This is a genomic window from Streptomyces sp. NPDC088747 (assembly GCF_044751025.1).
Lineage (GTDB): Bacteria > Actinomycetota > Actinomycetes > Streptomycetales > Streptomycetaceae > Streptomyces.
Genome location: NZ_JBIVKZ010000001.1, coordinates 872,286 through 898,954 on the forward strand (window position 1 = coordinate 872,286; position 26,669 = coordinate 898,954).

20 protein-coding genes, 1 rRNA gene and 1 riboswitch are annotated in these 26,669 nt (G+C 69.7%); of the genes, 5 read left to right on the forward strand and 16 right to left on the reverse strand.

Features of this window, described 5'->3' with window-relative positions:
• Positions 1-24 precede the first annotated feature (24 nt).
• Together ACIP79_RS04345 and ACIP79_RS04350 are read right to left on the reverse strand one after the other, a co-directional pair.
• The gene (locus ACIP79_RS04345) at positions 25-2,712 is read right to left on the reverse strand and encodes a LuxR C-terminal-related transcriptional regulator (protein WP_401219097.1); all 2,688 of its coding nucleotides are present in this window, start codon (positions 2,710-2,712) and stop codon (positions 25-27) included.
• A gap of 145 nt (positions 2,713-2,857) precedes the next feature.
• Positions 2,858-4,678 carry a glycoside hydrolase family 15 protein gene (locus ACIP79_RS04350; RefSeq protein WP_401219100.1) on the reverse strand — a complete coding sequence of 607 codons (1,821 nt, stop codon included), beginning with the start codon at positions 4,676-4,678 and terminating at the stop codon, positions 2,858-2,860.
• 590 nt (positions 4,679-5,268) lie between these two features.
• Between ACIP79_RS04350 and ACIP79_RS04355 the strand changes: the two genes are divergently transcribed.
• On the forward strand, positions 5,269-6,105 hold the full coding sequence (locus ACIP79_RS04355) for a PhzF family phenazine biosynthesis protein (protein WP_401219103.1): 837 nt from the start codon (positions 5,269-5,271) through the stop codon (positions 6,103-6,105).
• A 49-nt stretch (positions 6,106-6,154) separates the two neighbouring features.
• On the opposite strand, the gene ACIP79_RS04360 is transcribed toward ACIP79_RS04355, so the two are convergent.
• A complete protein-coding gene (locus tag ACIP79_RS04360; RefSeq protein WP_401219105.1) occupies positions 6,155-6,955 on the reverse strand; it encodes a CPBP family intramembrane glutamic endopeptidase in 801 nt (266 codons plus the stop codon).
• A 187-nt stretch (positions 6,956-7,142) separates the two neighbouring features.
• On the opposite strand from ACIP79_RS04360, the gene ACIP79_RS04365 reads away from it, so the two are divergent.
• Positions 7,143-8,906 carry a substrate-binding and VWA domain-containing protein gene (locus ACIP79_RS04365; RefSeq protein ID WP_401219108.1) on the forward strand — a complete coding sequence of 588 codons (1,764 nt, stop codon included), beginning with the start codon at positions 7,143-7,145 and terminating at the stop codon, positions 8,904-8,906.
• 27 nt (positions 8,907-8,933) lie between these two features.
• On the opposite strand, the gene ACIP79_RS04370 is transcribed toward ACIP79_RS04365, so the two are convergent.
• On the reverse strand, positions 8,934-10,451 hold the full coding sequence (locus tag ACIP79_RS04370) for a glutamate--cysteine ligase (protein WP_401219111.1): 1,518 nt from the start codon (positions 10,449-10,451) through the stop codon (positions 8,934-8,936).
• A 545-nt stretch (positions 10,452-10,996) separates the two neighbouring features.
• Between ACIP79_RS04370 and ACIP79_RS04375 the strand changes: the two genes are divergently transcribed.
• Both ACIP79_RS04375 and ACIP79_RS04380 read left to right on the forward strand, forming a co-directional pair.
• Positions 10,997-11,581 (forward strand): hypothetical protein, encoded by a 585-nt coding sequence (locus ACIP79_RS04375; RefSeq protein ID WP_401219114.1) that lies wholly within the window; start codon positions 10,997-10,999, stop codon positions 11,579-11,581.
• A gap of 418 nt (positions 11,582-11,999) precedes the next feature.
• The gene (locus ACIP79_RS04380; protein WP_383684471.1) at positions 12,000-12,206 is read left to right on the forward strand and encodes a DUF5999 family protein; all 207 of its coding nucleotides are present in this window, start codon (positions 12,000-12,002) and stop codon (positions 12,204-12,206) included.
• A gap of 135 nt (positions 12,207-12,341) precedes the next feature.
• On the opposite strand, the gene gcvP is transcribed toward ACIP79_RS04380, so the two are convergent.
• Entirely contained in the window at positions 12,342-15,227 is a 2,886-nt protein-coding gene (gene gcvP, locus ACIP79_RS04385) for an aminomethyl-transferring glycine dehydrogenase (protein WP_401219117.1), read from the reverse strand.
• Between the two features lie 183 nt (positions 15,228-15,410).
• Positions 15,411-15,506, reverse strand: a riboswitch (glycine riboswitch).
• A gap of 115 nt (positions 15,507-15,621) precedes the next feature.
• On the opposite strand from gcvP, the gene ACIP79_RS04390 reads away from it, so the two are divergent.
• On the forward strand, positions 15,622-15,993 hold the full coding sequence (locus tag ACIP79_RS04390) for a PRC-barrel domain-containing protein (RefSeq protein WP_401219120.1): 372 nt from the start codon (positions 15,622-15,624) through the stop codon (positions 15,991-15,993).
• 96 nt (positions 15,994-16,089) lie between these two features.
• Here ACIP79_RS04390 and ACIP79_RS04395 read toward each other — a convergent pair whose 3' ends face one another.
• The 11 genes from ACIP79_RS04395 to rrf form a co-directional block, all read right to left on the reverse strand.
• A complete protein-coding gene (locus ACIP79_RS04395; RefSeq protein ID WP_401219122.1) occupies positions 16,090-17,460 on the reverse strand; it encodes a DNA polymerase IV in 1,371 nt (456 codons plus the stop codon).
• 82 nt (positions 17,461-17,542) lie between these two features.
• Positions 17,543-18,223, reverse strand: coding sequence for a MerR family transcriptional regulator (locus ACIP79_RS04400; protein WP_383684479.1), 681 nt, complete (start codon positions 18,221-18,223; stop codon positions 17,543-17,545).
• 218 nt (positions 18,224-18,441) lie between these two features.
• The gene (locus tag ACIP79_RS04405; protein ID WP_153291781.1) at positions 18,442-18,915 is read right to left on the reverse strand and encodes a bifunctional nuclease family protein; all 474 of its coding nucleotides are present in this window, start codon (positions 18,913-18,915) and stop codon (positions 18,442-18,444) included.
• Positions 18,916-19,000: 85 nt separating this feature from the next.
• Positions 19,001-19,744 carry a MerR family transcriptional regulator gene (locus ACIP79_RS04410; RefSeq protein ID WP_401219125.1) on the reverse strand — a complete coding sequence of 248 codons (744 nt, stop codon included), beginning with the start codon at positions 19,742-19,744 and terminating at the stop codon, positions 19,001-19,003.
• A 42-nt stretch (positions 19,745-19,786) separates the two neighbouring features.
• Positions 19,787-20,764: an FHA domain-containing protein gene (locus ACIP79_RS04415; protein WP_383688884.1), complete on the reverse strand. Its 978-nt coding sequence runs from the start codon at positions 20,762-20,764 to the stop codon at positions 19,787-19,789.
• Between the two features lie 61 nt (positions 20,765-20,825).
• A complete protein-coding gene (locus tag ACIP79_RS04420) occupies positions 20,826-21,683 on the reverse strand; it encodes a DUF881 domain-containing protein (RefSeq protein WP_401219128.1) in 858 nt (285 codons plus the stop codon).
• Positions 21,684-21,688: 5 nt separating this feature from the next.
• Positions 21,689-22,021 (reverse strand): small basic family protein, encoded by a 333-nt coding sequence (locus ACIP79_RS04425; protein ID WP_344015444.1) that lies wholly within the window; start codon positions 22,019-22,021, stop codon positions 21,689-21,691.
• Positions 22,018-22,914 carry a DUF881 domain-containing protein gene (locus ACIP79_RS04430; RefSeq protein WP_383688886.1) on the reverse strand — a complete coding sequence of 299 codons (897 nt, stop codon included), beginning with the start codon at positions 22,912-22,914 and terminating at the stop codon, positions 22,018-22,020. The genes ACIP79_RS04425 and ACIP79_RS04430 overlap by 4 nt, the downstream gene beginning before the upstream one ends.
• 107 nt (positions 22,915-23,021) lie before the next feature.
• Complete coding sequence (locus ACIP79_RS04435) at positions 23,022-25,517, reverse strand: sugar phosphate nucleotidyltransferase (protein ID WP_401219132.1); 2,496 nt, start codon at positions 25,515-25,517, stop codon at positions 23,022-23,024.
• A 114-nt stretch (positions 25,518-25,631) separates the two neighbouring features.
• Complete coding sequence (locus tag ACIP79_RS04440) at positions 25,632-26,240, reverse strand: CDP-alcohol phosphatidyltransferase family protein (RefSeq protein ID WP_401219134.1); 609 nt, start codon at positions 26,238-26,240, stop codon at positions 25,632-25,634.
• Between the two features lie 151 nt (positions 26,241-26,391).
• A 5S ribosomal RNA gene (gene rrf, locus ACIP79_RS04445) occupies positions 26,392-26,508 on the reverse strand.
• Positions 26,509-26,669 lie beyond the last annotated feature (161 nt).

Genomic DNA, 26,669 nt, shown 5'->3' on the forward strand with positions numbered 1-26,669 from the left:
GCGACCCGTACCTTGCCCGCGAGGTCACAACAGCCGCAGCTCGCGCGCCCGGCGTACCGCGTCGTGGCGCCGGCTCACCGCCAGCTTCCGGTACACGCTCTTGAGGTGGGTCTTGACCGTGTTCACCGAGACGTACAGATCGGCGGCGATCTCCTCCGTCGACATCATCCGCGCCAGCCGTCGCAGCACGTCGAGCTCGCGTCCGCTCAGCTCCTCCACCAGAGGCTCCGCCGACCGGTTGGGGGGCCGGGGCGAGGCCTCGTACGGTGACGGGCCGGGCATGAGCCAGCCCGCGGCCGCCCCGCGCAGGGGTACGAGGCCCAGCAGGGGCCTGATCCACGGTCCGGCCTCGACGAAGGGAAGCCGCAACCGTTCGCGCCGTGCCGTGTGGAGGGCCTGGAGGACGAGCCTGCGCGAGGCGGTGAGGTCCCCCGCCGTAAAGGCGGCCTCCGCCCTCACCAGCGAGGCCCGGACGGTCATCGCGGGACCGATGCGGCCCAGCGGTCGCAGACCGTCGAGCAGATCGATCGCCGCGGCGGGCCTGCCCGCGGCGAGCTGCGCCCGCGCGGCGGCCACGGTGCACGCCACCTGCCCGGTTGGCACCGCTCGCAACAGCTCGGCGGCCTCCTCCGGCCTGCCTTGCGCCAGGTGTACGGCCGAGGCGACCAGCGCGGTGTGCCCGGCCGCCCAGGGAGAGGCAATGTCGGCGGCGACCGTGGGTTCCGCCGCCGCGAGCGCGGCTCGCGGGTGCCCGCCGGCCAGGCGCAGCCGTGCGGTGGCGATGGACCGGCCTGCCTCGGTCACCGGATCACGCGTCGCACGGTGCGGGCCGGCCGCCGCGTCGAGGAGGGACCTGGCCCGCTCCAGTTCGTTCCGCTCGACCGCGACGGCGGCCAGTACCAGCGGCCCGAGGCCGGAACCGGCCCCGGGAGACAGCCCGAAGCGCTCCGCCGTGTTCTGCGCCGCCAGGGCCTTGCGTTCCGCCCTGCTCAGCCAGCCGTTCAGGTAGTCGATCAACGCCAGATGCTCCAGGGACTCCCCGCGCGGAAGTGCCGTCGAGGCTTCGCCGGGGCAGCCGGCCACCACGGCCAGGGCGGCACGCGCGTCGTCGAAGCGTCCGGCCCACAGTCGGGCCGAGCCGAGATGGGTCATCAGAAGCACGGTGAGTTCGGGATGCTCGTCCAGCAGGCGGGCCGGCATCCGCTCCTGGAGTTCCCCGGCCGCCTCCGCGGCCCTTTCCGCCCGCTCCGGCGAACCGGTCAGCCGGGCCGCCAGGGTCTCCAGCAGGGCACAGCTCAGCCGGGCGGCCACCTGGCCGGGTGCGGCGCCCTCTGTCGGCGGCCGCTCCTCCGCCAGGCTCCGTTCGGCGCGCCGCAGGTGGGTCTGTCCGCGTTCGAGATCGCCCCGGGACAGGTCGCGGGCCGCGCGTACGAGGTCCGTGGCGGGGCCCGTGGCCTCGGGACCCATCCGTGCGAACAGGTCTGCCAGGTCGTCGCGGCGCGGGCCGGTGAAGAGCCGGCCGATGGCGAGCTCCTCGACGAGGGCGCCGGCGGTGAACTCCCAGTCGCCCGCGGCGGCGCCGTGAGCGAGGGACTCCGCGAGGGACCCGGAGCGCCGCAGCCATGCCGCGGCCCGCCGGTGGAGCTCAGGCTCCAGTCCGGGGGACCACACCCGCAGGTGGGCATGGAGGATCTCTCCGAACAGCGGATGGAGGCGGTACCAGGCGTGCCCGAGGTCCTCGACGAACGCGTTCTCGCGGTGCAGGGCGGCGAGGATCGAGGCCGCGTCGCCGCTCGCCGTCAGCGCGTCCGCGAGTTCGGGGCAGAAACGCTCCAGGACGCTGACCCGCAGGAGCAGGTCCTGTGTCTCGGGGCTCTGCCGTTTGAGCACCTCCGCCAGCAGGAAGTCGGCGACTGTCGTGCGGTCGGCCTCGAACTCCTTCAGATACGTCTCTGGATCCGGGCTGCCCTGCGCGGCCAGCGCGCACAGTCGCAGACCGGCGGCCCATCCGCGGGTGCGCTCCACGAGCGAGCGTGCCGTGTGCACGGGCAGGTGCAGCCCGTGCGCCGCCAGCAGCGTGTGGGCTTCCTCGGGGGTGAAGGCCAGCTCCGCGCACCTGATCTCCGTCATGGCGCCGGCCGCCCGATAGCGGTGCAGGGGCAGCAACGGCTCGGTGCGGGTGACGAGGAGCAGCCGCATGCCTCGTCCCGAGTGGTGCAGGACGAACTCCAGCTGTTCCGCGATCTCCGGACCGGTCACCCGGTCGTACTCGTCGAGCACCACGACGACGGGCCGGTCCCGTTCGCTCAGCTCGGCGGCGAGCCGCGCCAGCAGTGTGCGGTCCACAAGGCTCGCGCCCGCGGGGAACCCGACCGCGGCGGACAGCGGCACACCGGCGGCGCGCAGGGACTGGAGCAGGTACGCCCAGAACATGCCACAGCCCTGGTCCGCCTCGGCGGTGAGCCAGGCGACGGGCTCCTCACGTGTCTCGGTCCAGTCGGCGACCAGCAGGGTCTTCCCCGCGCCCGCCGCGCCGTTGACCATGGTCAGCGGAGTCAGAAGTGCCTGGTCGAGATGGTGGACCAGCCGCTCCCGCCGCAGGAACGTCACGGGAGGCGTCGGAATGGCGAACCGCGTGCGCAGAAAGGGGTCCCCGTCGGGATCGGCGTGCGGAGCGGCCGTCGCGGGACCGCTCGCTTCGAGCCCATTCATGACGCTCACCGCCGCTGTTCGTCAGGAGATGGGCAAGCTCATTTCAGCATCCCAGCGTTCCCGCGCATGTGCGCGCCGAGCCCGGGTCCCCGCGCGCGCGGGGGCCCGGGTGCACGCCCTTTTGCCTGCTCAGAGCCGTACGTCGTCAGCGGGCGGCGTCCATGTGGTGGTCCAGCGAGAGGGCTGCCGTGATCAGCGCCAGGTGGGTGAAGGCCTGCGGGAAGTTCCCGAGTTGCTCCCCCGTCGGGCCGATCTCCTCGGCGAACAGGCCCGCGTGGTTGGCGTAGGTGAGCATCTTGTCGAAGGCGTACCGGGCCTGGCCGAGCTGCCCCGCCCGGGCGAGCGCGTCGACGTACAGGAAGCTGCACAGGGAGAAGGTGCCCTCGCTGCCGCGCAGCCCGTCCGGGGACGCCTGGGGGTTGTACCGGTGGACCAGGCTGTCGGAGACCAGTTCCTGTTCCATCGCCTTCAGTGTGGACAGCCAGCGCGGGTCTTTCGGCGAGATGAATCCGACGGAGGGCATGAGCAGCAGGGAGGCGTCGAGAGTGGTGTCCCCGTACTGCTGCACGAACGCCCGGCGTGCCGGGTCCCATCCACGCTCCATGACCTGGCGCATGATGTCGTCCCGCGCCGAGCCCCATGCGGCGGTGTCGGCCGGCCGGGAGAAGTCCCGGGCCATCCGGATGCCCCGGTCGAAGGCCGCCCAGCACATGACGCGGCTGTAGGTGAAGTCCTTCTGGCCGCCCCGAGTCTCCCAGATCCCCTCGTCGGGCCGGTCCCAGGCCTTCACCAGCCAGTCGAGCACTCCGGAGAGGGCCTGCCAGCCGTCGTACGGAGGCACCTCACCGGCATCCTCCACGGCCTGTGCCAGTGCGAGCGCCACCTCTCCGTAGATGTCGAGCTGGAGCTGTCCGGCGGCCCCGTTGCCCACCCGGACCGGCGCCGATCCGCGGTAGCCCTCGAAGTGGTCGAGGATCTCCTCCGGCAGCTCCGGATCACCGTCGACGCGGTACATGATCTGCAGGGGCTCGCCGCTCACGGTGCGGCCCGCCCGGACCCGGTCACCGAGCCAGCTGCGGAACGCGTGGGCCTCCTCGATGTAGCCGAGTCCCAGCAGGGCGCCGACCGACAACGAGCCGTCACGCACCCAGGTGTAGCGGTAGTCCCAGTTGCGGGTGCCGCCGATCTGCTCGGGCAGTCCCATGGTGGGCGCCGCGACGGGCGCTCCGGTCGGCGCGTAGGTGAGCAGTTTCAGGGTGATGGCCGCCCGGTTCACCATGTCCTGCCAGCGTCCGTGATAGCTGCTGCGGCGCACCCACCTGTGCCAGAAGTCCCGGGTCCCCTCGAACAGCGTCCTGACGTCCGCGGCGGTCAGCGGTGGTACGGGTGCGTCGTCCGCGTCGCCCACCGTGAACACGACGGCGGCGAACTCGCCCTCACCGAGGGTCAGTTCGCTCCGTACGTCGTCACCGTCCCGGGTCCAGGTGATCGGACCGAGCCCCTGGAGGAACCCCTGCGCGCCGGGGCCGTCGAACCGGACCATGTGCTCACCCACGTCGACGCCGTGCGCGGCGCGACCGTAGTCGAAGCGGGGCCGGCACTCCAGGGTGAAGCGCACCCGGCCGCGGGTCACCCGCAGGATCCTGACCAACCGGTGCCGGGCCGCCGGGCGTTCCGGACGGTCCACCGGCATGAAGTCGACCACCTCACCCACCCCCGCCTCGCCGAGGAAGCGGGTCACCAGGACGGCGGTGTCCTGCAAGTACAGCTGTACCGGCGGGCGTTGGGTGTCGGCGGACACGGAGAGGTGTCCGCCGCGTTCGTGGTCCAGGAGCGCGGCGAACACACTGGGCGAGTCGAACCTGGGCGCGCACATCCAGTCGACCGTGCCGTCCGAGGAGACCAGCGCGGCGGTCTGGAGGTCGCCGATCAGCCCATGGTCCGCGATCGGGGGATAGCCTCGCATCTCGGTACTCCCTTCCGGCCCGGACATCCCAGGCGTTCCGGGGTCGGTACGCCCCGCACCTGCCACCTTCGCCGCCCCGAGCCGCGCCTGACCTCCCCCACCACGGGTGAGTCACCCGGCGCACGCCAAGGCGTGAAACACCGTTCACGCGACCCCCGAACAGCCCGGCAACCACTGAACACCGGCCTTCCACCACCCGTCGGACCTGGAACCGGACGCGGACACAGGCCAGACCCGGACCGAGACCCGGGCAGGTACGCCCGCACCTGCCACCTTCGCCGCCCCGAGCCGCGCCTGGCCTCCCCCACCATGGGTGAGTCACCCGGCGTACGCCGAAGCGTGAAGCACCGTTCACACGACCACCGAGCAGCCCGGCAACCACTGAACACCGGCCTTCCACCACCCGTCGGAACCGGAACCGGACCCAGGCCCGGACGCGGACACAGGCCAGCCCCGGACCCGAACCGGGACCCAGGCCCGAACCAGGCCCCACCCCCCTCCAACCCCAGCCAGACCCCACCCCGCAACCGGTCCAGTCCCCCCGAATTGGCCTTGGCCGGCCGTTTCGCCGGGCGGCTAGCGTCGGCACCATGCGGATTCGAATCGTCGACGCCTTCACCGACCGCCCCTTCGCGGGCAACCCGGCCGGGGTCCTCCTCCTCGGCCCCTCCACCCCGCCCACGTCGCCCCCGTCCTTCCCGGACGACACCTGGCTCCAGAACGTGGCGCTGGAGGTCAACCACGCCGAGACCGCCTTCGCGCACCGCCTCCCGGCCGGCGGCGAGGCCGACTGGGCGCTGCGCTGGTTCACCCCCGTCGCCGAGGTCGCGATGTGCGGGCACGCGACGCTGGCGACCGCCCACGTGCTGCACACCACCGGCGCGCACGAGGGACCCGTACGGTTCGCCACCCGCAGCGGCGTCCTCATCGCCACGCCCCACGAGGACGGTTCCCTCACGCTCGACTTTCCCACGGCGCCGCTCACCGCGGTCGAGGTCCCGGACGGTGTCGCCGAAGCCCTCGGCGCCGAGCCGCTCGCCGTCCTCGACACCGGCCCGAACGTCGGCGACCTGATCATCGAGGTCGCCGACGAGAAGACGGTCCGCGGCCTCACCCCCGATCACGGGGCTCTCGCGCGGTACTCCGAGCGCGGGATCATCGCGACCGCCCGCGCCGAGGATCCCTCCCGGGGCTACGACTTCGTGTCCCGCTGCTTCTTCCCGAACATCGGCATCGACGAGGACCCGGTCACCGGCAGCGCCCACACGGCCCTCGCGCCCTTCTGGTCGGAGCGCCTCGGCCGCCCCGCCCTCACCGGTCTCCAGGCCTCCGCACGCTCCGGACTCGTCCGCACCGAACTGCGCGGCGCCCGCACACACCTCACGGGCAACGCGGTGACGGTCATCGAGGGCGAGCTGCTCGCCTGACACAACTGAGAGGGCGTACGGGAACCCCGTGCGCCCTCTCTGTGCCCGCTCAAGCCGTGGGCAGCCAGCCCACCTTCCCGGCCAGCAGCGCGTACCCGACGAACGCCCCGATGTCGAGGAGCGAGTGCGCGACCACCAGGGGTCCGACGCGCCCCCAGCGCCGGTAGAGATAGACGAAGACCACACCCATCGCCATGTTGCCGACGAACCCGCCGATGCCCTGGTAGAGGTGGTACGAGCCGCGGAGCACCGCGCTCGCCGCCAACGCGGTGACCGGGGTCCAGCCCAACTGGCCGAGGCGGCGCAGCAGATACCCCACGACGATCACCTCTTCGAGGACCGCGTTCTGGATCGCGGACATGATCAGGACGGGGTACTTCCACCACACGTCGGGCAGCGCCTCGGGCACCACCGTGAGGTTGGCGCCGAACCCGCGGGCGGCCAGATAGAAGGCGATGCCCGTACTGCCGATGACCGCGGCGATCACGGCACCGCGCCCGAGGTCCGGCCAGGGGCGCGTGCGGTCGAACCCGATCACCCGCAGCCCCTCGCGCTCCCTCATCAGGAAGTGCGCGACGAGCGCGACCGGCACCAGCGCCGACGCGATACCGAAGAGCTGCCAGGCCAGATCAAGCCAGGGACGCCCGGGCGCGGCCGAGGCGTTGAGGGTGGCCGCCTGGTCCTTGAGCCCTCCTGGTCTGGTGACCGAACCGACAAAGCTGATCAGCGCGGAGACCCCGCTCGCGCCGAGCGAGAGTCCTAGGACGAGCAGCGTCTCGTCCCGGAGAATCCGCCGGTTCTGCCCCTTCGTCGGATGGGAATCGGCCACCGACCCCGCCTCCACCTGCACTCCCGCCTCCAGTTGAGTAATCGCGCCTCATCCCCATCCCCGTCCCGCTAGGGTCTCGAAAGAAGTTGCGAAGATCCTGCGCGACAGGCCGTTTGGGGGACGGACGCCGTCGGGGCGTGCCTCCCCCTTTTTTGTCTGCCCTGTGACCGGATCACGGCACAGGGCTCAACAGGGAGGCACCACCCTCATGGGACGTCACAGCTTGCCCGACGGATACGGGGCGGGCACCGCCGACCCCCGACCACGGGCGCGCCGTCGCACTGTGGCCATCGCGACGGCGCTCGTACTCACGGTGGCGGGAGGCACAGCGGCCGCGGTCAACGGTGGCCTTCTCTCCTTCGGCTCCTCCTGCCAGGAGAACGCGGTGCGCGTGAGGATCGCCGCTTCACCCGACCTGGCCCCCGCTCTCACCGAGGCGGCGGACTACGCCCGTGAGCGCGACATCACCTCCGACGGCCGGTGCCTCGACGTCAGCGTGACCGCGCGTGAGTCGTACAAGGTCGCGGACGCCCTGCTGACCGGCAAGGAGTCCGACGTCCAGGCATGGGTGCCCGACTCGAACCTGTGGGTCCAGCGGGTCGCCGGGGAGAACGACGCGACCCAGGTGAGCGACGTCGGCAACGTCGCGTCGTCCCCGGTCGGCGTGGCCATGGTCCCGACCGCCGCCAAGTCGCTGGGGTGGCCGAAGAAGACGTACACCTGGACGGAGCTGGCAGGCGCCGCGATGACGAGCGACCGGCTGAAGCTCGGCGCCGCCGACCCGACGCGCAGCGCGACCGGCCTGCTCGCGCTGACGCAGTTGAGTACCACGGCCGGGCAGACCGCGGGCGGCGACACCCAGGCCGCCGCCATGGCGAAGGCTCTCTCACAGCGCACCTCGGACAGCGACAGCCAGGTCCTGGACACCCTCCCCCGCGACTCCTCCGGCACCGAGCAGGGCAACCCGAAGCGGAACCAGGCGCTGATCCTCTCCGAGCAGGCGGCCTTCGCCCACAACTCCTCGGCGGACAGCACGGAGAGCCTCGACCTCTTCTATCCTAAGGACGGATCGCCGCGGCTCGACTACCCGTTCACGCTGGTGGACGAGGTGCGGCTGAGCACGGACGAGAGCCGTGCGGCCCTCCGCTTCATGGCGCTGCTCGGCGCTCCCGAGGTCCAGAAGATCCTGGAGAAGCACGGCTTCCGCACCGACGACGAGCAGCCCTCGGCCGCGCTGGTCTCCGAGGCGGGCGGACGCACCCCGCAGCCTTACGCGCGCGCGGCCGACGAGCCCGCCTCGGAGAAGGCGCTCCAGGAAGCCCTCGGCATGTGGACGATCACGGTGCAGAGCGCCCGGATCACCACGGTCGTCGACGCCTCGGCGTCCATGACCGAGCCGGTGCCCGGCACCGACCAGTCCCGTATGGACGTCACCAAGGCGTCTCTCCTCCAGGCCCTGGCCACCTTCACCCCGGAGGACGAGATCGGACTGTGGAAGTTCTCCACCCGTCTCGACGGCCCCCGTGACTACCGGGTGGTCGTGCCGACGGAACGGCTCGGGGACACCAAGGGCAACGGCACCCAGCGGGACAGACTGTCGGCGGCGTTCAGCGGCCTGCAACCCGTCCCGGGCGGAGCGACCGGCCTGTACGACACCACGCTGGCCGCGTACCAGGCGGCGACGTCCTCCTACGAGGAGGAGAAGTTCAACGCGCTGGTCCTGCTGACCGACGGCGTCAACCAGGACCCGGGAAGCATCTCCCGCTCGGCCCTGGTCGCCAAGCTCCAGGAGCTCACCACCCCCGAGCGCCCGGTGCTGCTGATCGCGATCGCCGTCGGCCCGGACGCCGACAGGGACGAGGTCGAGGAGATCGCCAAGGCGACCGGCGGCTCCGGCCACCAGGTCAACGACCCCTCGCAGATCCACGCGGTGATCCTCAAGGCGATCGTGGAGGCGGGCAGCCAGGGCTGACGCCCCCCTCCCCGCCTCCGGGAACTCTCACCTCAGGGAGACCGGGTCGGGGAACTCCACCGGCCAGGTGTGCACGGGCTCCCCCAGATGCATCAGTTCGCCATAGCGGCGCGTGGTGGCGGCGAGCGCGGTCTCCCGGTCGAGTCCCTTGTCCAGCGCGCGGTGGAACGTCGCCGCCTGCCAGCTCGCCCCGTTGACGCGCAGCCGGCACCGCTCCTCGATCACTCCGAGGTAGAGGTCCCGGTCGACGGGCTCGACCCCCCACGCGTCCAGTCCCGCCGCGGCGAGCGGCAGCAGCTCGTCCAGGACGAGGGTGACGGCGTCCACCTCGTGCGTCCCGCCGTACCGGCCGCGCCTCGGCCACTCCAGGCGCGCGTCGATGCCGTGGCGGCACGCGGCGTCGAAGTTGGCGGCGGCGGACGAGAAGGCCAGCCGCGTCCACACGGGCCGCGGCTCCTCGGCGAGCGCGCGGACGAGGCCGTAGTAGAAGGCCGCGTTGGCGATGACGTCGGTGACGGTGGGGCCGGCGGGCAGCACGCGGTTCTCGACCCGCAGGTGCGGTACGCCGTCGGCGACGCCGTACACGGGCCGGTTCCAGCGGTACACCGTGCCGTTGTGCAGCACGAGTTCGGCGAGCTTGGGGACGCCGCCGGCGTCGAGGACACCCAACGGGTCCTCCTCGTCGCAGATCGGCAGGAGCGGCGGGTAGAAGCGCAGGTTCTCCTCGAAGAGGTCGTACGCGGACGAGATCCACTGTTCCCCGAACCACGTGCGCGGCCGCACCCCCTGCGCCTGCAACTCCGGCGGCCGGGTGTCGGTGGACTGCTGGAACAGCGGGGGCCGCGACTCGCTCCACAGCTCGTGCCCGAAGAGGAAGGGCGAGTTGGCACCGACCGCGACCTGGGCCGCGGCGACCGCCTGCGCGGCGTTCCACACGTCGGCGAACCGCCCCGGCGTGACCTGGAGATGCAACTGCACGGAGGTGCAAGCCGCTTCGGGCGCGATGGACTTCGACGTGCAGACCAGCCGCTCGACCCCGTCGATGTCGAGCGCGAAGTCCTCCCCGCGGGCGGCGACGATCTGGTCGTTGAGCAGGGTGTAACGGTCGACGTCCGACAGGTTCGAGGAGACCAGGTCTTCCTGGCCGAGGGTCGGCAGAATGCCGATCATCACGATTCCGGCGTCGACTTCCTTCGCTTTCCGGTGGGCGTACGCGAGGGAGATGCGCAGCTCCTCGGCGAGCTGGTCGAATACCCGGCCGCCAAGTCGGTGTGGAGCTATGTTGACTTCCAGGTTGAACATGGCGAGTTCTGTTTGGAAGTCCCGGCTCGCAATCCTTTCGAGTACTTGCGCATTCATCATTCTGGGCGTGCCGTCGGTGCCCGCGAGATTCAGCTCGATCTCCAGGCCCATGAGGTTCTTCGGGCGGTCGAACCGCTCCTCCTCCAGCAACCGCGCCAGCCCCGCCAGACACTGCCGCAGTTTGTCGCGGTACTGGTGGCGATCGGACAGGCCGAAGGGCCCTGCGGCGACCTTCTCTCCCATCGAAGTGTCCTTCCCTTGGATGGGCGGGCCGAAGCTCCGGCCCCTGACGTCCCGGGTCACGTGGGATGATGCCCAGGCAACGCGATCGATAACGTCCTGGAACGACGCCACCCCCGCTACTCTGGACCCGAGTACCCACAGGCACATTCACCAGGCATGACGCGAAGCGCAGTTTCGCCCCGCCGGGATCTCGTGAAAAACGCCGACGAGAATCGGCCGACCGCTCCGGGCGGGCATTCCGAGGTCATCGCAGCTCTTTCGCGCAGAATCAGGATGAATCCCCCTTTTCCCTGACCGAATAGTGACTTGCCTTTCATATTCGGCGCGGCTAGCGGAAACACTGCGCGAACACGCCTCGTATAAACTCCGCGAACGAGGCAGAGAGTTGGCGCTCGCGGTCCTAGGTCCTGTCATCCAGATGACGTACGGCAGGCGACGAACTGTCGGCGGATCCAGATCCCTCGCCCCTTCGGCCCCGAGAGCTGACAGCGCCGTCCGCCCCCTGCCTCGTGCCCCCGTGCCTGTCGAACGAGAGGCGACCCATCATGCCGCTGCACCTGCCCCCGGCTCCCGCGCCCGCCCTGCGCTCCGTCCTCACGGCACTCGGTTCCCCCACCGCCGTCCGAGAGGCGCGCACGCCGTCCCTCCGCCTGGCCCAGGGACCGGTCACTCCCGAACTCCCGCTTCCCGTGCACGTCCTGGACCGGATCACCCCCGCCGGCACGTCCGCGACCCGCCTCACCGGGTGGCGCTTCCTGATCCACTGCGGGGACCGCGCCATCGCCGCCGCCGACACCATGCTGACCCCCGACGGCTGGGCCTTCTCGCGCTTCTTCGAGGGCCCGTACATCGCCGCCACCGAACGCGCCCTGCGCCAGGCCGAGACCATGAAGCAGTCGCACCAGGCCAGACTGCTCTCCGTGCCGGAGCTGTACATGCTCACGCTCTGGCTGCACGGCGACACCACCGCGGACGGCGCCGACGGACACCCCGCCGCCACGGACATCCTCGTCCCGCTGGCACCCGCCCCGCCGGGGATCGCCGCGCACCGGCCGCACCGCGTCGCCGAACTCCTGCCACTCCTCACCCACCGGCTCACCCCGACGCCTCTGCTCAGCTCACCCGCGTAACTCCGCGCCACCCGCTCGCGTCTCTCCGTGCCCCGCCGCCGTACACACGGTCGCGGGGCACGTCGCCGTGGCCGTCGTCGCGTGTGTGCAGCGCCCGCACGACAGCGACGCGAGCGCCGCTCGTTCGGGCCCCGCAGCGCTCGTACGAGGGAGAACACCTTCCGCGCCCGACCGGACTAGCCCCATTCGGCCACTGCGAACCACCCGAAAAGACAGCCGAGTTGGGATGAACCGTCCGCACGGGTGATGCGTCATCAACCTGTGAGGAGTGCTGCCGTCAAATCCCTGCGGATTCACGCCCGTAGGGCAACACTGGGTTTAGACCACACATCAACGGGGGGCGGCCATGAGCACATCAAGCCGCAAGACAGAGACCACAACCATCACTCACAGCACCACCCAGCGAAAGATCCCACCCATGTGCCAGCACAAGCCGTCGTGTCCGTCAGCCGAATCCGCCGACCGGGAGTCCGCCCGCCTCGCGGCGCACCACCCGGAGCAGGGATGGAGCCTGCTGTGCAACGGCGTTCTGCTTTTCGAGGACACCGGTGAGCTCCTGCCGAACGGCCAGATCATCGCCCCGCACCGCCCGCTCGGCGGCGAGCACGTGATGACGGCCGCCTGAACCGCGACACCGGGCGGATCAGGCAGAGCCGCCCAGACACCAGAGGGGCCGGCCCGGAGACGTGATCTCCGAACCGGCCCCGACCCGCGTCCGGGGGCGGTCACTCCCCGTAGCCGTCCAGGTCCCGAGCGCTGCTCAGTCCTCGTACGCGTCCAGCGGCGGGCAGGAACAGACCAGGTTCCGGTCGCCGTACGCCTGGTCGATCCGGCGCACCGGCGGCCAGTACTTGTCGGCGACCGAGACACCGGCCGGGAAGACGGCCTCGTCCCGGCTGTAGGCGTGCTCCCACTCCCCGCCGAGCGCGGCGGCGGTGTGCGGAGCGTTGCGCAGCGGGTTGTCGTCCGCCGCCCACTCCCCCGAGCCGACCTTCTCGATCTCCGCGCGAATGGCGATCATCGCCTCGCAGAACCGGTCGAGTTCGATCAGGTCCTCGGACTCCGTCGGCTCGATCATCAGCGTGCCGGCCACCGGGAACGACATCGTCGGCGCGTGGAACCCGTAGTCGATGAGCCGCTTGGCGATGTCGTCGACACTCACACCGGTCGCCTTGGTCAGCGGCCGCAGGTCGATGATGCACTCGTGCGCGACGAGGCCGCCGGGACCGGTGTAGAGCACCGGGAAGTGCGGCTCAAGGCGCTTGGCGATGTAGTTGGCGGACAGCACGGCCACCTGCGTGGCGCGCTTCAGCCCCTCACCGCCCATGAGCCGGACGTACGCCCACGAGATCGGCAGGATGCCCGCGGAGCCCCACGGAGCCGCCGAGATCGGGCCGACACCGGTCTCGGGACCGGCCGCCGGCTGCAAGGGGTGGTTCGGCAGGTACGGCGCCAGGTGCGCGCGCACCCCGACCGGACCGACGCCGGGGCCACCGCCGCCGTGCGGGATGCAGAACGTCTTGTGCAGGTTCAGGTGCGAGACGTCGCCCCCGAAATGCCCCGGCTTGGCAAGTCCCACCAGGGCGTTCAGGTTGGCACCGTCCACGTACACCTGGCCGCCCGCCTCGTGCACCTGGGCGCAGATGTCGGCGACGTGCTCCTCGAAGACACCGTGCGTCGAGGGGTACGTGATCATCAGCACCGACAGTTCGTCGCGGTGCTGCTCGATCTTGGCCCGCAGGTCCTCGACGTCGATCTCGCCGTCGTCCGCCGTCTTCACGACGACGACCTTCATACCGGCCATCACGGCGCTCGCCGCGTTCGTGCCGTGCGCGGAGGACGGGATCAGACACACGGTCCGCTGCTCGTCGCCGTTCGCGCGGTGGTATCCCCGTACGGCGAGCAGACCGGCCAGCTCACCCTGCGAACCGGCGTTGGGCTGGAGCGACACCTTGTCGTACCCGGTGACCTCGGCGAGCCGCTCCTCCAGCTCACGGATGAGCGTGAGGTAGCCCTGCGCCTGCTCGGCGGGCGCGAAGGGGTGCAGCTGCCCGAACTCGGGCCAGGTGACCGGCTCCATCTCCGTCGTCGCGTTGAGCTTCATCGTGCAGGAGCCCAGCGGGATCATGCCGCGGTCGAGCGCGTAGTCACGGTCGGAGAGCCTGCGCAGGTAGCGCAGCATCGCCGTCTCGGAGCGGTACTGGTGGAACACCGGGTGCGCGAGGTACTCGTCGTCGCGCAGCAGCGCCGCCGGCAGCGTGTCCTCGGCGGTCGAGTCCAGCGCGGCGACGTCGCCGCCGACACCGAACGCGTCCCATACGGCGGCCAATTGCCCGCGCGTGGTCGTCTCGTCGCAGGACATCGACACGAGGTCGGCATCGACGAGGTACAGGTTGACGCCGCGGTCACGCGCGCCCGCCACCATCTCGGCGGCCCGGCCCGGGACCCGTACGGTCAGCGTGTCGAAGTACGCGCCGTGCACGACGTCGACGCCGCCCGCCCTCAGCCCTTCGGCGAGGATCGTCGCGTACCGGTGGGTACGCCGTGCGATCGTCCGCAGCCCCTCGGGGCCGTGGTAGACGGCGTACATGCCGGCCATCACGGCGAGCAGCACCTGCGCCGTACAGATGTTGCTCGTCGCCTTCTCACGGCGGATGTGCTGCTCCCGCGTCTGCAGGGCGAGGCGGTACGCCTTGTGCCCGTCCGCGTCGACGGACACCCCCACCAGCCGCCCCGGCAGGCTGCGCGCGAACTTCTCGCGCACCGCCATGTACCCGGCGTGCGGCCCGCCGAAGGCCATCGGCACCCCGAACCGCTGCGTCGTACCGACCGCGATGTCCGCGCCGAGCTCACCCGGCGAGGTCAGCAGGGTCAGGGCGAGCAGGTCGGCGGCGACGGTGACGACCGCTCCCAGCTCGTGCGCCTGGTCGACGAGCGGCTTGATGTCGCGTACGGCACCGGAGGCGCCCGGGTACTGGATCAGCACGCCGTTGATCTCGCGCTCGGCGATCCCGGCCGGGATGCCCTCGCTCAGGTCGGCGACGACGACCTCGACGCCGGTCGGCTCGGCGCGGGTCTCGACGACGGCGACGGTCTGCGGCAGCACGTCCGCGTCGACCAGGAAGAGGCCCTTCTTGTTCTTGCCCATGCGCCGGGACAGCGCCATCGCCTCGGCGGCGGCGGTGCTCTCGTCGAGCAGCGAGGCGCCGGACGTCGGCAGGCCGGTCAGCTCGGCGACGACGGTCTGGAAGTTCAGCAGCGCCTCCAGCCGGCCCTGCGAGATCTCCGGCTGATAGGGCGTGTACGCCGTGTACCAGGCCGGGCTCTCCATGACGTTCCGCAGGATCACCGGCGGAGTGAAGGTCCCGTAGTAGCCGAGCCCGATCATCGAGTCGAGCACCTGGTTGCGGTCCGCGAGAGTACGCAGCTCGGCCAGCACCTCGGCCTCGGTACGCGCTTCCGGCAGCTCCAGCGCCTCGGCGTTCTTGATCACGTCCGGTACGGCGGTGGCGGTGAGCTCGTCCAGCGAGCCGTACCCGACCTGCGCGAGCATCTTGGCCCGTGCCTCGGTGTCGGGCCCTATATGGCGTTGCTCGAAGGGGATTCCCTGTTCGAGCTCGGAGAGCGGAATGCGAGGGGCGGTCATGGCGGAGGCCTCCTGGTCTGACGCGACCTTCGAGGGGTACCCCGGCACGGGTACCCCGACGGCCTCCCCCTCTGTCATCTCAACCTGAGAGCTTCACCGGCCCGCCCGCCCGCTGCGACCCGACTTTCACCGTCGGTGAGAGCGGGAGCCGCCTTCGGCACCCGCCCTGCTTTCCAGAGTGACCTCGTCCGTGCGGTACGTGGGCCTGAGAGATTCCGGGGAGGATTTGCTCCTTCGGCGCCTCCGGTGTTGCCCGGAGGACTCTCCCGCACAGGGTCAGCAGCCGTTCGCCAGCCTACCAGCGAGGACAACACCAGGGCCTTCGAGTGGCCACCTTCCTCAAACTGCTCTTTTGTAGTGCTTACGGATGAGTTGCGACCAAATGGAGGGCACCGTGCAGACCGACCTCGATCCGCGCAACCTGATCGGCCGCAAGGCATTCGACCGCAACGGCGCCAAGATCGGCACGATCGACGAGATCTACCTCGACGACGCGACCGGGGTCCCGGAGTGGGCGGCCATACGCACGGGTCTGTTCAGCAGGGACGCCTTCGTGCCCCTGGAGCCCAGCGAACTCGTCGAAGGCACCCTGCGCATCCCCTTCGAGCGGGCGCTGATCAAGGACGCGCCCGACTTCGGCGTCGGCCGCCACCTCTCACCCGAACAGGAAATCCAGCTCTACCACCACTACGGACTCGACATCGCCTCCCCCGCTCCCCCGCCCGACCGCGACTTCGGCCGCCTGGCGGGCACGGACGAGGCCTGAACCGAGCCCACGACCAACCATCCAAAGGGCGGGGCGCCGTACGCGTACTGACCCCCCTAGCCCTTCCCCACAAAGAACCACGGCGGCGAACCGACCTCACCCCTCACTGCCCTGGCTCAAGATCTCGGCCACCAACGGCAGCGGCTCCGCAGGCTCCAGCTCCGGATCGTCGGTACGGAACGTCCGCACCCGGCCGGGCCCGGAGTACGGCGTCTCGAACCGAACGGTCACCCGCCCGAGCCCGCTGCCCTGCACCCATCCGTGCCCGAACTCGGCGTGCCGCACATCGTGCCCCGCGGGCCACCGCCGCTCCGCCGGCGGCACCTTCTCCTCGGAGGACTCCTCCGCCGGTTCCTCCTCGGTGTGCTCCAGCGCCGCGAGCTCCCCCGCAGCGGCCCGCGCCTGCGCGAAGAGGTCCTCCTGCGTGTAGTCGGCCAGCCCGGTGACACCCACACCGAGCAGTCGTACGCCACCGGTCGTGTCCACCCCCTCCAGGAGCCGCGCGGCCGCCTCCCGCACGACCGCGGGATCGTCCGTGGGCCCCCGCAGCGTCTCGGAGCGGGTCAGCGTCGAGAAGTCGTACCTGCGGACCTTCAGCACGATGGTCCGCCCCGACAGCCCGGCTCCGCGCAACCGCTGCACACACCGGTCGGCGAGCCGCTGCACCTCCAGGCCGACTCGCGTCCGGTCATGGATGTCCACGTCGTAGGTGTCCTCCACGGACACCGACTTCGTCTCCCGCTCGGCCACCACGGGCCGGTCGTCGTGCGCCAGCGCCATCGCGTACAGGGAGTGCCCGTGCGCCTTCCCGACCAGCCGCACGAGCTCGTCCTCACCCGCTTCGGCGAGCTCCTCGACGGTGGTGATCCCGGCCCGCCGCAGATGGTCCCCGGTCGCGGGCCCGACACCCGGCAGGGTCCGCACCGACATCGGCCCCAGCAGCGCGCGCTCGGTCCCCGGCTCTATCACCACGAGACCGTCGGGCTTGGCCTGCTCCGAGGCGATCTTCGCCAGCATCTTGGACGCGGCGAGACCCACCGATCCCGTGAGCCCCGTGACGGCCCGGATGTCCGCGCGCAGCTTCGCCCCGGTCAGCCGCGCCGAGGCCTCGTCCCAGGCCGCTCCGGCGACCTCCAGGTCGACGAACGCCTCGTCCAGGCTCAGCGGCTCCACCAGCGGCGACAGGGCCCGCAGGAGCCCCATCACCTGCTCGCTGACCTCTCGGTAGATCCCGAAGCGCGGCACGAGATACGCGGCGTTCGGCGCGAGGCGGCGGGCCTGGGCCATGGGCATCGCCGAGTGCACCCCGAATACCCGCGCCTCGTACGAACAGGTCGCGACGACTCCCCGCGGCCCGAGACCGCCCACCACGACCGCTTTCCCGCGCAGGCTCGGCTTGGCCGCCTGCTCCGCCGAGGCGAAGAAGGCATCCATGTCGAGATGCAGGATCGTGGGCGCGGTTCTCACGACTCCGATGCTGCCCTACGCCACTGACAATGCCCCGGCAAGCCGGGGCATTGTCCGTTCGATCCGCTCGTCGCGGCGCTTGTCAGACCGCGCGATTACGCCGTCGCGCCAGCTCGTCGGTGGGGTTGTTCCCGACGAGCGTCTCGCCCGTGTCCACGCGCTCCCCGTGCAGCTGCGAGAGCGCGCCCTCCACATCCCGCCACACCACACCCACGGCGATCCCGAAGATCCCCTGACCGCCCTGGAGCAGGGCGTGGACCTCGTCGGGAGAGGTGCACTCGTAGACCGTGGCGCCGTCGCTCATCAGCGTCATCCGCTCCAGATCCCTGAAACCGCGCTCCCTGAGGTGCTGGACCGTGGTGCGGATGTTCTGGAGCGACACCCCGGTGTCGAGGAAACGCTTGACGATCTTGAGGACGACGACGTCCCTGAAGCTGTAGAGCCGCTGTGTCCCCGATCCGTAGGCGGGCCGCACGCTGGGCTCGACCAGCCCGGTCCTCGCCCAGTAGTCCAGTTGCCGATAGGTGATGCCCGCGGCCGCGCACGCCGTGGGACCGCGGTAGCCGACCTCGTCGGCAACCGCCTCACCGTCTCCCTCACCAGGCACCGCCGTCGGCCGCCGCGGAACGTGATCGGCCGTGTTGCCGTGTTGGGGATACCCCCCGCTCGAGCGTTGCCGAGAGCCTGGGGGAGGGTACGGGCCGCTCTCCCCCAGACCGCGTCCGGGGGCACCCCCAGCCGTACCGTCGCCGCTGCTTCTCACGCCGACCTCCGTCCTTGACCTGCCTTCTCGACGGTAGGCAGTCACCAGGGGTGCGTCAACGATCGCCACACTCGGCACGCCGAGTGATAATCACCCTAGGAGTGGTTTCCCGTGCCCCACCGCGGGGAAAGGCTAGCCGAATGCTCTCTGAGCGGGCCGCGGCACACCACACTGGCCGCTGGCAATTGCCGCCCGGAGCTCTCCGTGGCCCGGCGCCCTCACTGGCTGTTGGTGCCGAAGTCCTCGGGCGAGATCTGGTCGAGGAACTCGCGGAACTTCTCCACCTCGTCCTCCTGCTCGTCCGGGATCGCGATGCCGGCGTCGTCGAGCACACCGTCGCTGCCGTAGATCGGCGTCCCGGTGCGCAGGGCCAGCGCTATGGCGTCGGACGGCCTGGCGCTCACCTCGATCCCGCTGGCGAACACCAGTTCCGCGTAGAAGACGCCCTCGCGGAGGTCCGTGATGCGCACTTCGGTGAGCTCCTGGCCGACGGCCTCCAGCACGTCCTTGAACAGGTCGTGGGTCAGCGGTCGTGCCGGGGCCATGCCCTGCTGGGCGAAGGCGATCGCCGTCGCCTCCCCCGGTCCGATCCAGATGGGGAGGTAGCGATCGCCTCCCACTTCACGCAGAAGCACGATCGGTTGGTTGGAGGGCATTTCGACCCGGACACCTACGACATCGAGCTCGTTCACACAGCAACCCTAGGCCGTGCCCGGGACGTTTGGGTAGTCGGGCACGGAACGGGTGGGCTATCCGACATCCGGTGAGGTCCCGGGGTCAGGGCAGTCGCACACCGAGCGCCGTCTGCACCAGCGCGGCGTGCAGCTTCACCGTGAGCCCCGCCAGCTCCTTCGTCCGCGCCTCGGCGTGCGCCCTGGTCTGCGGATTGCGGTGCCGCCGCAGCGGGGCCACCACCTGATCGACCAGGCCCGCGTCCCGCTCCGCCGCCGCCTTCATCGCCCGCAGATGGCGCGGCTCGATCCCGAACCGGCCCAGCTCGACGACGAGCGCGGCGACGGTCACCGCTTCGGCGTCGTACGCCCCGTCCTGCAAGGGCGCGATGAGGCCGTACGACTCCCACTCCTGGAGTTCCCGCTCACCGATCTCGGCGGCGGCCAGCAACTCGGCGCGGCCGACCCGGGCGGCGCTGTGCACCTCCGGTTCGGCGAACAGCTCTCCCTCGGCCGAGTCGCGCTGGCGCCCCACGGTCGGCAACCGCACCGGCTCACCGCGCTCCAAGGCGTCCAGATACTCACGGATGACCTTGAGCGGCAGATAGTGGTCCCGCTGCATCCTCAGCACATGCCCGAGGCGCTCGACGTCGTCGGCGCTGAACTTGCGGTAACCCGAGGGGGTCCGCCGCGGCTCGATGAGCCCCTCCGACTCCAGGAACCTGATCTTGGAGATCGTCACTTCGGGGAACTCGTCGCGCAGAGCGTTCAGCACCGAGCCGATGCTCATCAGCCCGCTGTCCGCGGCGGCGGTGCCGTTGCCGGCACCGCCGCTCGGTGTTCGAAGCATGGACCTTCCTGAGGGTCTCCCCGGACGCCGTCCGAGGGAGGGTCAGATGCCCCGCTGGCTCGCGTAGAAGACCAGCCGGTACTTGCCGATCTGCACCTCGTCACCGTTCGACAGGGCGACCGAGTCGATCCGCTCCCGGTTGACGTACGTGCCGTTGAGGCTGCCGACGTCCGCCACGGTGAACGAGCCGTCCCCGACGCGACGGAACTCCACATGGCGGCGTGACACGGTCACGTCGTCCAGGAAGATGTCGCTCTGCGGGTGACGCCCGGCCGTGGTCAGGTCGCCGTCCAGCAGGAAGCGGCTGCCCGAGTTCGGACCGCGGCGCACCACCAGGAGCGCCGAGCCGAGCGGCAGCGCGTCGACGGCCGCCTGCGCCTCCGGGGAGAGCGCCGGCGAGGCCGTCTGGCCCGTCACCTCGGCGTCGTAGGCCTCAAGGCCCGAAATGGAGATCGTGGACGTCGTCTCGGACGGACGCTCCGGGGTCGCTCCGGCTCGCAACGGCGCACCGCAGTTCGAGCAGAAACGGCTGTTTTCCGCGTTGCGGTTACCGCACCTCGTGCACACCAGGGCCGACATGGACGGATCCTCCTGCCGCGGCTGCCCTCCAGGGGCATGGGAAGCGTACGGGTCGGGGGCGAACCCTCCACCCGCGCTTGAGGTCGACGGGTCCCCGAAACCTATGCGGCCGGACTGGGCAGGGTCAACAGACGGCGCGCCCTGACCACCGGGAATGTCGCCGCCCGGACCACCGAGCTGGTCCCGGAACAGCGGGCGCTCGCCACTCTGCTCCTCCGCGTCTCCATGGCGTGGTGCACGGTGCCGGGCGGTGGCGTTGTCGCCGCCCTCTCCTCGTGCGCTCTTGCCGAACAACTTCGCAAACAACTTCACGGGCGATTCCCCTTGACCGAAACAGACCCGCCCGTGGGGCAGGACGAACCCTGATTGAACACACCGGTCGACCCGGACATCCTCACAACGTCCGTATCCACCTGACAGTTTCCACCACGCACCACCCATTCGGTGCGTCGACCCCCCGCAACCTCCTGCCCTGGCCGGGCACCCCTCATGCGGCCCCGCCTCACTGGGACGACCGAGCGTAGTCAGGCTGCTTCGCCGGTCGCAAGGCGTCCACGACGATCTTCGTCGAGGACTCCACCGTGACGATGGCCTGCTCCTTCTCGAGTGTCTGCACCACGCCTCCGGGGATGTTGAGCGCCGGCTCCAGGTCCTGCGACCTGCCGATGACCTTGAAACGGTAGGGCTGGGTGATCTTGTTCCCGTCCACGCTCACCCCGTTGTCCGAATCCGTCAGATACGTGCTGGCCACGACCCGCACACCGTTCACCTGGATCGCCTCCGCACCAGCCGCGCGGAGCTCCTGGATCGCGTCCAGCAGCATGTCCGCCTCGACCGTTCCCTTCACGTCGTCGACCGTCAGAGTGATACCGGGCCCCTGCGCGGCCACCGTGCCCGCCAGAATGCCGAGTTGCTTCTCCTTCTCGACGGTCTGCTTACGAGCCTCCTCGGCCTGGTCCGAGCTGTTCTCCAACTCGGTGCGCTGGTCTTCGAGACCCTGTTTCTCGTCTTCAAGACGCTTTGTACGGCTGTCCAGTTCATCGAGGATGCGTACGAGATCTTCCTGACGTGCGCCGCGCAGGGCACTTCCGCTGTCGCTGTTGGACGCCACCTGGACGGCGAGACCGAATCCGAGGCCGAACAGCAGCAGCGCGACGATGAGTTGCGCGCGGGACACACGCGGTGGCCACAGCCCCTGAGCCAGCCTCTGACGGCCGGACAGCGTCGGCTCGGCGCTTTCTTCCCGCTCCTCGGGCCGCGGTGCCGCAGGGGGCGCCGCCGGGACCTCTTGGGGAAGTTCCTTGCGCAGCCGATGATCCGGACTGCCGGAACCCGTCGACGACTCGTGGTCGTTGCTCATCGGCCTCACGCCCTGAAGACGTGCCGACGGATCGCCGCGGCGTTGGAGAAGATACGGATGCCGAGGACGACCACCACACCGGTGGAGAGCTGGGCGCCCACACCCAGCTTGTCGCCCAGGAAGACGATCAGCGCGGCCACGACCACGTTGGACAGGAACGACACCACGAAGACCTTGTCGTCGAAGATGCCGTCGAGCATCGCGCGGAAGCCTCCGAAGACGGCGTCGAGTGCCGCCACGACGGCGATCGGGAGATAAGGCTCGACGACTGCCGGAACCTCGGGCCGGACCAGCAGTCCGGCCACGACTCCCACGACGAGGCCCAGTACGGCGATCACGATGTGCCCTTCTCTGTGCTCGGCTGTGCTGTACGTACGATCACGCTCGGTGCGGCGGCCAACCGGACGTCGTCCTGGACGGAGATGCTGGTCCGGACGCCGTAGTTCTCCTGGAGGGCATGCAGATACAGCCCGTCGGCACTGTTCTGGAACCTGGTGCTGAGCTGCTTGCCGTCCCCCACGGCGAGCACCGTGTACGGCGGCACGAGCGGTTTGTTGTCGACCAGTATCGCGTCACCCGCGGCCCGGATCGCCGACAGGGCGGTCAGCCGCTGGCCGTTGACGGAGATGGCCTCGGCGCCCGATTCCCACATCCCGTTGACGACCCGCTGCATGTCACGGTCGCGGACCCGTCCGGTGTCGGAGAACCCGGAGGTCTCCCGCGGATCACCGTCGCCGCCCTGACTCGCTTCCTCGGCGTCGTCGACGACGAGTTTCACGCCGGGGCCGTGCACGGCGGTCGCACCGGACAGGAGGCCCACCAGATCGGCCTGTTCGCTGCCCCCGTCGGCCTTCAGCGCCTCACGCTGCCGCGCGCTCACATCGGCTCGCAGGGTGTCGACGTCGTCCTCGAGCTTGTCGGCGGAGGTGGTCTCGCCCTCGATACGGTCGATCAGTTCCTGGCGCTCCTTGGCGATGACAGGTGCCGAGATCCGCGCGTTCGCCGCTCCCAGGGTCACCACCAGTGCGGCGAGAACCAGCCCGACCGCGAGCCCGAGCTTCGCCCGCACCGTCTTCGGCATACCGCTGGTGCCCTCTGCCTGCTTACGGGCGGTCGCCTCCGCGTACCCGTCGTCGAGGCTGTGGTCCATGACATTGGTGAGCAGCGACATGGAGGCGTCCGGGCGCGAAGGGCGCGTAGGACTGCTCCGAACGGGGGGCTGCTGCGGCATGCCGCACATCGTCGCACGTCGCGGGCCCTACCTCCGAATGGCCCCACCGGCGTGCCGGACAGGCCCCCTTGGGGGCTCTTGTCCGGCACGCGCGCGTGTTGTGCGTTTCAGCGGCCGGCGCTGTCCACGACCGCCGCCCACTCGTCGAGCAGCGCCTCCGCGGAGGCGTCGTCGGGCCCTTCTGCCCACAGATGCGTGACCGCCTCGGCGGGATCCGGCAGAACCATCACCCAGCGCCCGTCGGTCTCCACGACCCGAACGCCGTCGGTCGTGTCCACGAACCGGTCACCGGCCTCCTCCACGACCCGCCGCATGACGAGTCCCTTGACGGCCCAGGGAGTGGCGAGGTCCCGCTTGAGGACATGCGCCCGCGGAATCCGGGCGTCGATCTGGCTGAGCGTGAGCTGCGTCCGCGCCACCAGCCCGATGAGGCGCACGAACGCCGCCGCACCGTCGAAGACGCCGCTGAACTCCGGGATGATGAACCCACCCCGCCCGTCGCCACCGAAGATCGTCGAGTCCTCGCGCCCGACCCGCGTCAGGTCGTCCGGAGAGGTCGTCGTCCAGTCCACCTGGGTGCCGTGGTACGCCGCCACCTGCTCGGCGATCCGCGTGGTGGTCACCGGAAGCGCCACCCGACCACTGCGCCGGTCAGCGGCGACCAGGTCGAGCATCACCAGCAGAGCCCGGTCGTCCTCGATGATCCGCCCCTTCTCGTCGACGAGCGAGAGCCGCTCACCGACAGGGTCGAATCGCACCCCGAACGCCGCCCGCGCGGACGCCACGATCTCGCCGAGCCGCACAAGCCCGGACCGCCGTGCATCCGCGGTCTCCGTCGGCCTGGACTCGTCCAGGCCGGGGTTGATGACCAGCGAGTCGACTCCGAGCTTGCCGAGCAGGCTGGGAAGCACGAGACCCGCGCTTCCGTTCGAGGCGTCCACGACGACCTTGAGCCCCGACTCGGCGATCCCGGTCGTGTCCACGTTCCGCAGCAGAGACCCGGTGTACGAGTCGAACACGCTGGCCGGGAAATGCAGGTCCCCGATCTCGCCGGGGAACGCACGCCGGTACTCCTGCCGCGCGAACACCCGGTCCAGCTTCCGCTGACTCGCCTGCGACAGATCCGCACCCTGCCCGTCGAAGAACATGATGTCGACCGAGTCCGGCACACCGGGCGTCGTCCGGATCATGATCCCGCCCGCGCTGCCTCTGGCCGTCTGCTGCCTGGCAACCGGCAGCGGTACGTTCTCCAGGTCTCGTACGTCGATGGCGCTGGCCTGCAGCGCCGAGATGACCGCCCGCTTCAGCGCACGGGCGCCTCGGGAGTGGTCACGCGCCGTCGTGACGGTGGAGCCCTTCTTGAGCGTCGTCGCGTACGCTCCCGCGAGCCGTACGGCGAGTTCGGGAGTGATCTCCACGTTCAGGATCCCGGACACTCCGCGAGCGCCGAACAGATGCGCCTGACCCCGGGACTCCCAGATCACCGACGTGTTGACGAACGCGCCGGCCTCGATGGTCTTGAACGGGTAGACCCGTACGTTTCCCTGAATGATCGATTCTTCGCCGACGAGACACTCGTCGCCGATGACGGCGCCGTCCTCGATGCGCGAGGCACGCATGATGTCGGTGTTCTTACCGATCACGCACCCGCGCAGATTGCTGTGCTGGCCGATGTACACGTTGTCGTGCACGACGGCCCGGTGCAGGAAGGCGCCCGTCTTGACGACGACGTTGGATCCGATGACGGTGTGCTCGCGGATCTCGGCGTCCGCCTCGACCTTGGCGTAGTCACCGATGTAGAGCGGACCGCGCAGTACGGCGTCGGGGTGCACTTCGGCACCCTCGGCGACCCATACGCCCGGCGAGATCTCGAAGCCGTCGAGTTCGACGTCGACCTTGCCCTCCAGAACGTCCGCCTGCGCCTTCACATAGCTCTCGTGAGTGCCGACGTCCTCCCAGTAGCCCTCGGCGATATAGCCGTAGATGGGCTTGCCTTCCTTCATCAGCTGAGGAAAGACGTCACCGGACCAGTCGACGGAGACGTCGGCGTCGACATAGTCGAAGACCTCGGGCTCCATGACGTAAATACCGGTGTTCACCGTGTCGGAGAAGACCTGGCCCCAGGTCGGCTTCTCCAGGAAGCGCTCGACCTTGCCCTCTTCGTCGACGATGGTGATGCCGAATTCCAGGGGGTTCGGTACGCGTGTCAGGCAGACGGTGACGAGTCCGCCCTTCTCCTTGTGGAAATTGATGAGATCGGTGAGGTCGAAGTCGGTCAGGGCATCACCGGAGATCACGAGGAAGGTGTCGTCCTTCAACGCCTCCTCGGCGTTCTTGACACTCCCGGCAGTACCGAGTGGCTTCTCCTCATTGGCATAAGTGAGCTCCATGCCGAGCTCCTCGCCGTCACCGAAGTAGTTCTTGACGAGGGAGGCCAAGAACTGAACAGTAACGACGGTCTCGTTGAGCCCATGCCTTTTGAGCAGCCGTAGCACGTGCTCCATGATCGGCCGGTTGGCCACCGGCAGGAGCGGCTTGGGCATGCTTGAGGTCATTGGGCGAAGGCGCGTGCCTTCGCCTCCGGCCATCACGACGGCCTTCATGTCGGAAGCGTCCTCCTTGAAGAGACGACGGTCTAACCGACTTCACCCGTCCAAATTGTCCCGCACATCTCATCCGCGGGCCAGCGAGCCGCTACAGCCACGTAATGGGCGAGCTCAATCGGTCGTGGCATCCGCCCTGACTAGGCGGCGGACCTGAACCACATAGAGGACTCCTGCCCACCAGTACAGGGTTGTACCCCATCCAGCGAACGCCCATCCGAAAATAGCACCGAGTGACGCGATCCACCCACTTGCGTCACTGAGCAGCAACAACGGGAAGGCGTACATCAGGTTGAAGGTAGCTGCCTTCCCCAGGAAGTTCACCTGGGGCGGCGGATAGTCGTGGCGCCTGAGGATGCCCACCATCACCAGCAGGACCAGCTCACGTGCCAGTAGTACGGCGGTCAACCACAGCGGGAGAATCTCGCGCCAGGTGAGGCCCACAAGGGTGGACAGAATGTAGAGCCGGTCGGCCGCGGGGTCGAGCAGCCGGCCGAGGTTGCTGATCTGGTTCCAGCGACGGGCGAGCTTCCCGTCCAGATAGTCACTGATGCCGCTCAGCATGAGCACCAGCAGTGCCCATCCATCGCTCTTGGGGCCGCCGAACTCGGGCCAGAGAATCAGCCACAGGAACACGGGCACGCCGACGAGGCGAGCCATGCTGAGGATGTTCGGGATGGTGAGGACCCGGTCTGTCTGGACGCGGGTCTCCTGGACCTCCACCCGGGGGCCTCCTGTGGGAAACGAGCCAACGATGCCCCCTGACCTTACCCGCAGCACACATCCTGCTGTGCGGAGGGGTGGAGCCGACGCCAGAAAACAAAAAAGCTCCGGCTCTTGGGTTTGGTGCCCAAGAGCCGGAGCTCTACGTTTAGTTCGGCGGCGTCCTACTCTCCCACAGGGTCCCCCCTGCAGTACCATCGGCGCTATGAGGCTTAGCTTCCGGGTTCGGAATGTAACCGGGCGTTTCCCTCACGCTATGACCACCGAAACACTATGAAACTGTCAAACCGGAGCCGTGGCATGGCTACAACGGTTGTTCGTGGTTTCAGAACCAACACAGTGGACGCGAGCAACTGAGGACAAGCCCTCGGCCTATTAGTACCAGTCAGCTTCACCCCTTACGAGGCTTCCACATCTGGCCTATCAACC